Annotated in this window: 8 protein-coding genes; all 8 read right to left on the bottom strand. The window is 49.1% G+C overall.

Annotation, left to right across the window (positions count from 1 at the left end):
- A partial coding sequence (locus ACOJTG_RS18430; RefSeq protein ID WP_420155165.1) for a helix-turn-helix transcriptional regulator occupies positions 1-676 on the bottom strand: 676 nt, incomplete at its 3' end.
- A gap of 11 nt (positions 677-687) precedes the next feature.
- Positions 688-1,281 carry a YdeI/OmpD-associated family protein gene (locus ACOJTG_RS18435; protein ID WP_420155166.1) on the bottom strand — a complete coding sequence of 198 codons (594 nt, stop codon included), beginning with the start codon at positions 1,279-1,281 and terminating at the stop codon, positions 688-690.
- Positions 1,282-1,417: 136 nt separating this feature from the next.
- Positions 1,418-3,661 carry an ATP-binding protein gene (locus tag ACOJTG_RS18440; RefSeq protein WP_420155167.1) on the bottom strand — a complete coding sequence of 748 codons (2,244 nt, stop codon included), beginning with the start codon at positions 3,659-3,661 and terminating at the stop codon, positions 1,418-1,420.
- 310 nt (positions 3,662-3,971) lie between these two features.
- Positions 3,972-6,998: a PA14 domain-containing protein gene (locus tag ACOJTG_RS18445; RefSeq protein WP_420155168.1), complete on the bottom strand. Its 3,027-nt coding sequence runs from the start codon at positions 6,996-6,998 to the stop codon at positions 3,972-3,974.
- Between the two features lie 598 nt (positions 6,999-7,596).
- Complete coding sequence (locus ACOJTG_RS18450; protein ID WP_420155169.1) at positions 7,597-9,276, bottom strand: PepSY-associated TM helix domain-containing protein; 1,680 nt, start codon at positions 9,274-9,276, stop codon at positions 7,597-7,599.
- A 7-nt stretch (positions 9,277-9,283) separates the two neighbouring features.
- A complete protein-coding gene (locus tag ACOJTG_RS18455) occupies positions 9,284-9,559 on the bottom strand; it encodes a hypothetical protein (protein ID WP_420155170.1) in 276 nt (91 codons plus the stop codon).
- Positions 9,560-9,561: 2 nt separating this feature from the next.
- Positions 9,562-9,891 (bottom strand): hypothetical protein, encoded by a 330-nt coding sequence (locus ACOJTG_RS18460; protein ID WP_420155171.1) that lies wholly within the window; start codon positions 9,889-9,891, stop codon positions 9,562-9,564.
- A gap of 76 nt (positions 9,892-9,967) precedes the next feature.
- Positions 9,968-11,173, bottom strand: coding sequence for a DUF4374 domain-containing protein (locus ACOJTG_RS18465; protein ID WP_420155172.1), 1,206 nt, complete (start codon positions 11,171-11,173; stop codon positions 9,968-9,970).
- Between the last annotated feature and the right edge of the window lie 114 nt (positions 11,174-11,287).

Below are 11,287 nucleotides of genomic sequence, written 5' to 3' on the forward strand. Positions count from 1 at the left end.
AGTAGTCCTGCAAGGTTTCTGGACGGGGCGAAAACGTTTCGGTACCCAGCGTTAACTGTTGAATCCGATCGAGCCGAAAATCCCGAAACGATTGCCGGAGCCGACAATACGCAACCACATGCCAGTGCTGACTCAGATACAGCCCAATGGGTTCAATCGATCGAATGGAAGTACTTCCGGATTCGGCAGCCTGATAGTGCAGATGTACTACCCGGTGCGTGGAGATGGCCGTTAGTAAAGGCTCATAGGCGTTGGGATAACTAAGGGGCTGGGCAGAATCCAGCACCTCAATGAGCGGCGTTAACGTTTCCAGATGATCCCGGTCGCTGCGTTTCAGGGCGGATCGTAGCTTGTCCATGGCCGTCTGGCAATGTTCGGCTGTAAGTGCGTCGGTTCGCTGGCGGGTCAGCTTTTCCGCCGTTAACAGGGCAATGGCTTCTTCCCGGGTGAAAAGAATGGGCGGTAATCGGTAGCCTTCGAGCAGTGTGTAGCCTCTGCCTTCGAGCGTAACGAGCGGTACGCCCGCCTGTTCGAGGGTACGCATGTCCCGGTAAATGGTGCGGGTACTGACTGAAAAACGCTGGGCCAGCTCGGTGGCCGTTAGTAGCCGCTTGCTTTGCAGGAGAGTCAAAAGAGATACCAGGCGGGAAAGACGGGTAAATTCGGAATCGGGCATGGTTGCTTACGCTACTTTTTCGTTCCCTGAATGAACTTGGGTTTCAGTCGCTGATCCGCTCGTTCAACGACCTCGGCAATGCGACTTTTCCGCGTTTCGGCTCGTCTGGCCAGTACCAGCCACTGTAGAATGTTCCGGGTGTCGGTTTTGCTTAACTGCAAAAAGTAGGCGAAGGCTCGGGGTTTTTCTTCCAGAGCGATCCGCAAGTCTTCAGGAATGACGCCTTGTTCTACCTCGTCCAGAATAGTCCAGGAGCCATTTTGCTGGGCGGTTTCGATACTTTGGAAGCCAGCTGGCATCATCAGGCCCTGTTCTGTCAATACCCGGATTTTTTCTTTATTTACTTTCGACCAGGTACTGCGGGCTTTTCTTCGACTGAAAAATTGCAGAAAGGCCTCTTCACTAACTGGCTTGCGTACGCTATCAATCCAGCCAAAACACAGGGCTTCGTCCACGGCTTCACTCCAGGTCAGCGTGGGTAGTCCTGACTTTTTTTTATAAAACAACAGCCAAACCGATTGCTGGGTGGCGTGGTGTTCGTGTAACCAGTCCCGCCAGTGCTGTGGGCTCCGGGGGCAAAAAGTTTCTACCGTTTTTTCTTTCATGCTCTACGTCGTTCACCTAAAACGTTGCTTGACACCGTAAAGAAAAAAGGGACTGATGACAGCCCTATGTCAGGAGTAGAAGCCGTCATTCTTTTTTAGTTGGAAGCGAGTGCGTTATTGGATCATATCGATTGATTCAAATAACGGGTAAATAGATTTCGAAAGTAGAACCAAGATTAGGCTGGCTATGGGCTGTAATTACGCCCCCATGATTGGCTACCACCTTTTCACAAATGGCCAAACCAATGCCGGTACCCGCATAATCGCTGCGTTTGTGTAGCCGCTGAAAAACCTGAAAGACGCGGTCCAGATAGCGGTCATCAAAACCAATTCCGTTATCGGCAACTGAAATCCGGTAGTACGTTTCACTCGTACCCAGGGGCCGAACGCCCATTGGCAATTCCTTGGAAGTTATCTGCTGTGCCCGGATGTGAATGTGCGGAGCAACCCCTGGTTTTCTAAACTTCAGTGCGTTGGAAAGGAGATTCTGAAAGAGCTGCTCTAATTGAAAGCGATTCCCGGCAATGGTTGGTAAGTCATCCCTTTCAACGGACGCCGACGTTTCCGTACTAATTAGTTCGAGATCTTTCAGTACCGTCTGCACAACGACATTCAGGTCAACCGGATCGCTGGCTTCGCGTTGCGTAGAAATCAGGGAAAACGCCAGTAAATCTTCGATGAGAATAGACATCCGCGAGGCCGCTGCCTGCATCCGTTCCACATAATCTACGCCACTCCCCAGCTCCGCGGCGTGTTGCCGGATAAGAAGGTTTCCAAAGGACTGAATCTTACGCAGCGGCTCCTGTAGGTCGTGACTGGCTACATAAGCAAACTGTTGCAGGTTTTCGTTTGACCGTAACAACAACCGATTCGATTGTTCCAGTTCTTCATTGGCAGTCCTCAATTGCTCAATAGTACGGGCTAGCTCCTGATTGGATACCGTTAGTTCTTCCGTACGCTTTTGAACCTGCTCTTCTAAATGAGTAGCCAGCTGCCGGTAACGAGCTTCGCTATCCCGGAGCAGCTCCTCCGCCAGTTTACGGTCATGAATATCAACGCCAATCCCAATCCATTTAATAATTTGCCCCGTTTCAGGATGACGGTACGGTGCTCCCTTATTTAAAAACCAGCGGTACTCGCCCGAGGCCGAACGGTTCCGTTGCTCGACTTCGAAGCTTTGACCTGTTCGCATAGCTTCCTGAAAGGCGGCTACCAATACGGGGCCATCCTCGGGATGCAAAATATCCGTAGCGATTTGCCAGGCGGTAGTATTTTCATAAGGAATACCACTGTACTTAATCCACCATTGGTTTAAAAACGTCGAATCGCCCTCGGCATTCGTCTCCCAAATGGCCTGCGGTATGGTATTAGCTAAGTGTCGAAACTGTTCTTCACTCTGAAGTAGGGCTTTCTGAGCCCGAGCCCGGTCTACCGCTTCCCAGGTTCGCTCAGCCGTCTCTTCCAGTAAGTCTAATTCCAGTTGAGTAAACGCATGGGGTTGTTCGTAATGAATGAACAGGACGGCAATCAACTGGCCCTGCTTCATCAGGGGTCGATTCACCGTTGCTCCCAACTGCAAAACCCGGTGAGCCTCTTTTTCAGCATCCGTTAATGTTGGATCATTGGCAATATCCGGGCGAACAACCGTTTTACCCGCCAAAAAATCGGCGAGCAAACTGGGGCCGTAATCGACGTATTGATACAGCCCTTCTAAATTAAATACCCCATTTACGTAATTACGAGTGACGACAATATGCGTCTGATCGCCCTGATCCTCGGCGTATCCGACCCGGTTCGCGGCCAACTGTTCACCCAAAGCCCGAGCTGCTTCGTACTGAATCTCGGCTGGGTCCGTCAGGGAACGCAGGCGATCACTTAGCTTAAGTAAAAATCGCTGGTGAATTTCGCTTTCCTGTAGGTTGCGGGTTGGATAGGTCAGTGTAACCCATACGCCAACGGTCTGACCCGACTCATCATAAACGGGATTATAGCAAAACGTACCATCCGTTTCTTTTCGCCATCCATCCATGGGTACATCATGATCGTAGCGGGCCTCTCCTGCCATTAAAATACTATCCAGGAAAGGCTTGAAATCCGTCCAGTACTCGCTCCATACTTGAGCGGCCGATTGACCTGGCTCTACATACTTATCCAATTTTGCCAAAATGGGCAGATACGCATCGTTGTAAAAACAAGCGTATTCCTTTCCCCAAAACAAAAAGGAAGGACATTCTGCATTTAGCAATAAGCCAAGGATAGACTTTAAGCTCGGCGGCCAGCTTTCGGGATTTCCTAGCAAGGTTTTCGACCAATCATAGGCACGAATCCGTTGCCCTGATTTCCCGCCCGGACCTAAAAATGAGTACTGGGTGTTGTGCATTGATTTCAAGGGTGACGATAATAGAGCGGTGGAGGAGCCTAAGTATTGTACGCTTCTAGGTAGGTAATTGCCCCGTAAATGTAAGTAGTAAGATCATTTGTTAAGGCTTATTTAAGAAAAGCTTTACAAGCTATATTCTACGAATCGATAAAAACGGAAGATGACAAGCGTAGGAGCTTCGCGGATCATTTCATCAAATTGCCATTCATTCTCTCGTTGGAGACCTACTCGGGGACATTTACAAAAAAAGGCAAGCCCTCGTACTTGAAGTACGAGGGCTTGCCTTTTGTCATTCAGTAATGGGAGAAATTTACTGAGCCAAACCAGTCGGAATGGCATTCATGGTATACCAGGCTTCAGTCGTCCAAAGCTTCGTTCCCGTGGTACTGAGAATCGTATTGCGATTCAGTCGCACATACACAACATGCTTACTCTGCATACCGGGTAGTTCCAAAAAGACTTTCTTACGATCTGCTGAAACCTGTACCGTTTTAATGGCCAGTCGCTGATCGTCCAACTTGGGTCCGCCGTAATCGGCCGTTGGTTTAAACCACCATTGCCGGATGGTATAGTCACTGGCTGACTGTCCACTACCTTCCTTCAACGGTTCAGTAAACTCGATTTCAATGCCTTTGGATTTAGCCCGTACGGCGAGCATTTCAAAGGCAGGCGTGTTGTTAAACGTCAGTTTCTGTAATCCATAGCCCAACTTGCCCGTTTGGCCCCAGTTGCCGGTAGAACCCACGCCGCCAATGTACAGCGAGCCATCGGGTCCCCAGACCAACCGATTCACCCCGGCTTCCAGGCCCTGCGTAAACCGAAACACTACGCCCTGGTACACCCCGTTTACTTTTTGGGCAAAAACCCGTTTCAACCCGCCGTGTGTTACATCGCCGTGAATCATTTGATTTTGATACGGTCCGACGTTCAGGGTTGCGGGTTGGCTCGGCGAATTACCGATTTCATCCTGCGTTAACCAGACTACCGGTAAGGTTTCCTTGGCATTCGCCGTACCCGCAAAATCAACCGAGCGTGAACCATACCAAGCACCCGTCTGTAAATGAACAACCTTGTTGGCCGGTAACCAGTCGCCCTGATTATCCGCAATAAAGATTTCATTATCTACACCTAGGCCAATCCCATTCGGCGTTCGCAAGCCCGACGCAATGAGCGAGAAGGAACCATCCTTCCGGTTGATTTTTACCACTTTCCCGCGATCCGGAATCTGGGGTTGCGTACTGGCCCCACCAGGATTGATGGCCGTCGCCAGCGTACCGTAGAAGTACCCGTCTTTGTACACCAGACCGAAGGCGAATTCGTGAAAATTAGCGGAGACTTTCCAGCCGTTGCACACGGTCTGGTATTCGTCGATGAGGTCATCTTTATCCGAATCAACCAGCCTGGTCAGCTCCTGCTTCTGCATGACGTAGATTTCATTATCCACCACTTTAAGACCCAGGGGTTCTGCCAAACCGTAGGCAATTCGTTTCACCTGAATCTGCTCGGGCGAGCTTGCTTTCCGGGCATCAACCAGGTATACGGAACCCAGGGAATCCCAGGTACTAACCACCATTCGACCATCGGCAAGAAAATCCATACCGCCGACTTTAGGTTTAAACGACTCGGGTCGGGCCTGGCTTAAGGTAAAGCTGGGATGTACAGCGACTAGCGGTGACTGATCACCGGGGACTTCGTCCTTGGTTACTTCAATCGCTCCCTGTTGCGTCCGTTTAATATCCTTTCCCTTGAACGTAAATACGCTGGGCGGCACGACTACAAAAGCTTTGCTACCGTAGGGCCGCCATTGCAGGGAAACGCCTTTCCCATATTCACCCTGGTAATATTCCATACGGAAGGCATGTTTTCCCGCCTTCAGAATAATTTCGCCGTCGGTGGGTTTCAGGCCGTGATTCACGCCGTTATCTACCACTAGTTTGTCATCGATAAACAAGCGACCGCCGTCGTCGCATACGAGACGAAACACGACGTTGGTCGTCTTCGGAATGTTCAGTATGCCACTCGCGTGCATGACAAAATTAGTCTTTAAGGTACCAAAATCATTATCCTCCCAGTGCAGAGCATTTATCGATCCCGACTGAATGGGAGCCATTTCATCGTTGATTTCGGGAAGCGTCGAAAGGGTACTGCTAAACTGATACACATTGACGGCCATACCCGGCAGCTCCGTATTGGCGGCTACTTTGGCAGGATTAAGGGGCTTGAACGTGACGGGGTAGCTTGGTTTAGGCATTAGCTTACCCGCTTCCCGTTTTCTTTCTTTTTCAGCGTCTAAATCCAGAATGTAGGAAACCAGCGTAGCCGCGTCTTCGCGTTTCAGGTCCGGGTGAGCGGTCATGGGAATTTGCCCCCAGTTACCCGCTCCTCCTTTGATTACTTTCGTGATCAGTGCTTCGCGGTTTTTGTCCGTACGATCGTAGCGTTCCGCAATGGCCATGTACGATGGCCCTACCGTTTTTACGTCGCGGTTATGGCAGGTATTACAGTCGCTTTTCGCAAAAAGATCAGCAACTATCTGTTCCTGATTTTTTTGCTCGCTAGCCTGCTTTACTGCGGGTTTAGCCGTAAAACTGACTTTAAAGCTAGTTTTTCCATTGGCGTTAAGCTGTAATTTTCCGGCAACCGTTTGAAAGGATTTGTCTCCACTTTGCTCCGTGCCTTGCTCGCGTACGGTAAAGGTTCCGTCGGTCTGGTAATCACTAGCGGCGGCAAGCGAATTCAGGTGCATAGCCAGCGTAACCTGTACCCCAGCAGGTACATGCTTCGTTACAAACGCTCGCTCAAATCCGGTCCGATTACCGGAAGCATCGAAAAACTCGGGATTTTCTTCAATCTGAATTTTCTTACCCTGGTAATCTAGTTCGTACTTCAGCGTCAAACGATTCTGGTGAATGGTGTGCCCTTTGTACGTGATGGTGGGCGTTATTTCTTTCGCATTTTCTACGATACGCCAGGGATTATCCGCTGGCTCTTCCATGTACGAAACACCCGAGGAAACGGGCTGTGGCCCGTGAGCGGAAGTATACACCGGGCCGCCAAAATTGATGGTACCCAGCCAGGCTTTGTACAGAGAAGCGGTTTGGGTATTGTACGCTAACCATAGTTTGTCGTTTAAGGCCACACTCAACATACGGGGTCGACCGTCCAGCACGGATCGGAGTACCCAGGCTTCTCTCGGGCGATCCTTCGCGACAACCGTTTTTTGAGTGGATGGAGGTGCAATAAAAGCAGTACTCACTACCGCCCCTAACATCGCAGTAGTCAGCAGCCTTACCAGCCGGACGTGATTCATTTTTAATCGAAAAGCAGTATAACTCATATGATTTCTTAGATTTTACGAAGGTCAAGCCTAAAACGAAAACCATATGATCTACCCGAATCAATTTAAAATCACATTTTCTCAATATGGAGTGTTTAGGATTAAGCAGTCTGCTATTTAATAGCGAATACGCTAGCCTTGGGGAGTCCCACGCCACCGTCCTGTACAAATGGAAAGGTTATCTTTGTATATCGGAAGCGAACGATCGCTTGTTCAGATATACTACTGTCGTCGATTTTCTATTATCCGGCTTTTCAACCGCTCGACTTGAAAAGAAAATTTTCGCCCTGTTGAGTTGGCTTGTTTTTTAGTGCCTATCGCGAACACCGCTCTTTTCATCCTACTCTGGGCCACCGCATTGCGGATGAAAAAGGCGGCTTGAGCCCGCCATGGAATGGGATAGGACGGGGCCCGGTTTTATGCCGTCCATGCAGAAATCGGCAAACTTCAAATAATAAATAACAATCAACCAACAACTACATAAATCATCAGAAGAAATAAACCTCTCCCGCACCTGAGCCGTCCCTAAGGGACGAAAACCCCTTCTATTCAAGACAACCCACTCAGAAATGTAATACCTAACCACTAAAACTCCCCATCAGGCATGCCCCAACTGCCCGACTTTCTCTTTGATTGGTACGGCACTGGGCTCTGCTCGTCTTTTCTGTTCCATCTTCCACCAGATTACTCCGCTCAAGAGGGAAAGGATCAGGAAGAGTACGTCGATAAACAGAATATCGTACGCCTGTCGATTCAGCGTGTTCCAGAACCAGTTGCCGCGAACCACGCCATCCAATACGGGCAGCAGAAAGCAGCTCACCGCTGCCAGGAAGGTGGATTGCCGATTCACCAGATCCAGATCTTTCCGAATCAGGAAATACACGCTCAGTACTAACCAGGGGTAAAAATACCAGTGGTAAATTTCAGGTTGACCCGGTTTGTCCAGAAAGAGCAGGGCGATCATGGCAAAGGCCGTAACTGGTAACATGCTTAAGCTGGAGGAGATATACACATTGGCCGTCCAGAAATTGAACGCTCGCTTGCGGACGGGGATGTTTTTTTTATCCCGGGCAACCAGCCAGATCATCACGCCTGAATTAATGACCAGACAACCCATGATTCCCAAAACAAAATAGATGACCCGCAACGGTCGTCCGCCGTAATCACCAAAATGCAAATGGAAAATAAAACCTTTAACGGTATCAATATATGACGGCGTATCTAGGGGCGAATGCTCTGCCATCACTTTCTGATCACGAACGCGGTAAATGAGTTCACCCTGTCCGTTGAGCTGAGCATCGGTGTGGGCTTTTCCCTGAATGACCACATACATGTTTTCATCGCCGTAATTCCGAATAGCCACCAGACTGACGTCACTCCTCTCCCATTTTTGTTGTACCTGACTTACCAACTGGTTGATGTCAAATGAGGATTGTAAGGGCTTACTAGCGTAGGGAAATTCCTGTTTGACGCCATAATTTAAATCCTTATAAATCTTCTCTTCGTTACCGTTATAAAACAATTTGGTGTACGGAATAATCAGGAAGGAATTGAAAATCAGGATCACGCCGGTTAAGGCAAAAACGAGCTGATAGGGAAAGCCAATGACGCCCAGCACTGTGTGAAGATCTGTCCAGACCGTCTTCCATTTAGTCCAGGGTCGGAAGGTAAAAAAGTTGGAAACAAGCTTATCCCAATGCAGTAACAGTCCCGTAATCAAGGCAAAAAGGAAAATGAAGGAAACAATTCCCGCCAGCAGGTATCCGAACGGAACACCCAGCCGGAAGGGAAAAACCTGATTCAACTGGGCTAAAAAGTGCAGGCGGTACAGAAATTCGCCCATGGTGTAGGAAGTGGCGTAGTCGGCCTCCTTCTTTTTACTGAAATCATAGGTAAAAAAAGCCGAGTCGCCATCGCCCCTCCGGCCCCGACCGCCGCGTTTGGCCTCCGGTTTTTTCTTAGGCTTCAGTTTTTGTACCTCGGGATCGTGAGAAGCGGTCATGGAAACATATGCTCCCGGGGCATTTCGCTGGATGGTAAAATCAACATCCCGCCCTTTAAGCGTATGATGACGGGAAAGCGAATCCAGAACGTAGTTAAAGTCCTTTGTGATTAGACCTTTCTGACTCAGGTACGACTCATTTTTCTGCCAGGCTGCCAGGTCGTCCCTGAAAAAAGAGAATGAACCCGCAAAAAACATGACGTACAAAATCGCACAGATGATGATCCCACTGACGGTGTGCGTGTTAAAGTAGATATTGTATTTCCGGTTATCCATAGCCGTTTTAAATCAAGTAAATACCCGTACATATACCGATCAGCATCACATACAGAGCCCAGGTCTTCCAGGCTTTGGGTATGAGAAAAGCCATGAGCAGAAGCGTTGCCCAAAGCAGATAGCCCGTGATGAATGAGGTAGCTATCACGTATTCTTTCGGAAACATCCGGGTCAGGGCCGCGTGAAAACTGATAGTAACCAGATAACCTCCCACGGAGCCCGCCAGTATCTTAGATAGTTTGATCCAAGGCGATTGGGTCAGGTATTTTTTGTTAGCAGGCATCGTCAGAGGAATCGTTCAAGGAGTACACAACAAACATAAATTACCGCTACACCCGGCGTGCGGAGGTACTGGAAAGGTTCGATCACCACGGAGAGACAACCAACGGCCATTAATCCCACGACAAAACCCGCAAGTCCACTCGCCACGCCCCAAAGCCAGATAAAACCCACGATGGCCAGTAGCCCAAGGCAAGCCCCGACGAGACGAGTCTGGACTTTGTGCGTGAAGGCATAGCCCATCAAACCGGTAGGAGCCTGCCGTTTATTCGACGCCGACGTAATTTGCCAGAGATAAAAGGCGATGAACTGAATCAAGTACAAGGTGCTAATCATAAGTCATTCAGGATAGTGATCACAAACCAACGAACCGGAAGAGCTTCGCATCTCCCGGTTCGTTCAGTAGCGTATCTTATTTCAGGTGCTGAATGGCCGTAATGGATCCACCTTCCACTCGCAGGCCACGAGTAGCGGTTTGCGTACTGGCATCGATCTTGTAAACGAAGCTGTTACCGTCTTTGAGATTCACCCCAACGTAACCCGTTTTTCCGTCTTTAGGCGTGTAGTTGTTGGTAGTCAGGTCCGAAATATCTTCCAGTTTCGGCAGTCCCGTAACGGCTTTGTAGGTTTTATCCACAACGTTCACAATACCAACACGCTGGCCTGCAGGGTAAGTCGTCGTTTTTTCGGACTTGGCTGCCGCATGGACAATGTAGGTGTTGTTACCTATATACTGCCATGAGGTGATACTCAAGCCACCGCTGGCCGCTTCCACATCAAAGAAATAGCTTTGGTCAAAGTCCGTTGTTCCGGATTTGATTTTCACGATCGCCGAAGGTTTGGTCGTAGTAATCTTGCCATCCGTAATGGCCGCTGCGGGTGAAAATCCGTAGACGTCGCCATTCTCTTGAACCGAAAGACCATCCTGGAAATAAAGGCCAATGAAACTGATACGAGTATCCGTAATGACCTTTTCCAGTTTCATATCCGCATAGTTGAAAATAGCAATAGAACCCTGGTTCGGGTACTTGGTATTGAAACTACGATCGTTGATGGTTTGGTACGGAGCGAATACTTTCGTTCCTACCTGTTTAAGCCAGGTAAAGTGGGCCAGCTCGCCCAGCTTCGTCATCTCCAGCGTGTTAACAGTGCCTTCGGAGGTGATGGTCAAACTGTTGGTATTTACCTTATACCAGCTCGACGTAGGAGCGGTCAGGTTTCTTGAAATTTTAAACAGCAGTAAGTCATCATTAACTGGTGCAAAGGCTTGTACCGTTTCGGTTTGGAAGTTGGTGAGTTTATTCAGCTTGCCATCCTGGATATTATAAGCGGTTACGGCACCGGGGTTGCCCTGGCCGTAGAGCATACTAAAAAACTTGCCATTGTGCGTGACATAATAGCGGTAGGTTCCATCCTGCTCTACGCCGTTCCCTTTCGTCGTAATAGTATCAGAATCAAGCGTTTGGGCGGTCAGTAGGTAATCGGCCACACCCGTCGTAGCCGCCGGACTAACGGTCAATATAAAGTTACCCGGATTACTCGGACCAGATTCATTTTTAGTACAGGATGCCAGCATACCTGCTGCCACAGCCAGTGCGAGCGTCGATCTCAATTGCATAGAATTAAATGTTAAAAGAATTAAAGAAATAGCGGACGTTGAGGTAAAAGCCACGACCGGGCTTTTGTAAGCTGAAGTTGTCGTAGAGACGTTTGTTAGTAATGTTTCTTATTT

It is taken from the genome of Siphonobacter sp. (assembly GCF_048595215.1).
GTDB lineage: Bacteria > Bacteroidota > Bacteroidia > Cytophagales > Spirosomataceae > Siphonobacter.

Coding starts and splice junctions, on each gene's coding strand:
- ACOJTG_RS18435 (WP_420155166.1), bottom strand. CDS start 1,281: ATGAAAGAAAAAACGGTAGAAACTTTTTGCCCCCGGAGCCCACAGCAC.
- ACOJTG_RS18440 (WP_420155167.1), bottom strand. CDS start 3,661: ATGCACAACACCCAGTACTCATTTTTAGGTCCGGGCGGGAAATCAGGG.
- ACOJTG_RS18445 (WP_420155168.1), bottom strand. CDS start 6,998: ATGAGTTATACTGCTTTTCGATTAAAAATGAATCACGTCCGGCTGGTA.
- ACOJTG_RS18450 (WP_420155169.1), bottom strand. CDS start 9,276: ATGGATAACCGGAAATACAATATCTACTTTAACACGCACACCGTCAGT.
- ACOJTG_RS18455 (WP_420155170.1), bottom strand. CDS start 9,559: ATGCCTGCTAACAAAAAATACCTGACCCAATCGCCTTGGATCAAACTA.
- ACOJTG_RS18460 (WP_420155171.1), bottom strand. CDS start 9,891: ATGATTAGCACCTTGTACTTGATTCAGTTCATCGCCTTTTATCTCTGG.
- ACOJTG_RS18465 (WP_420155172.1), bottom strand. CDS start 11,173: ATGCAATTGAGATCGACGCTCGCACTGGCTGTGGCAGCAGGTATGCTG.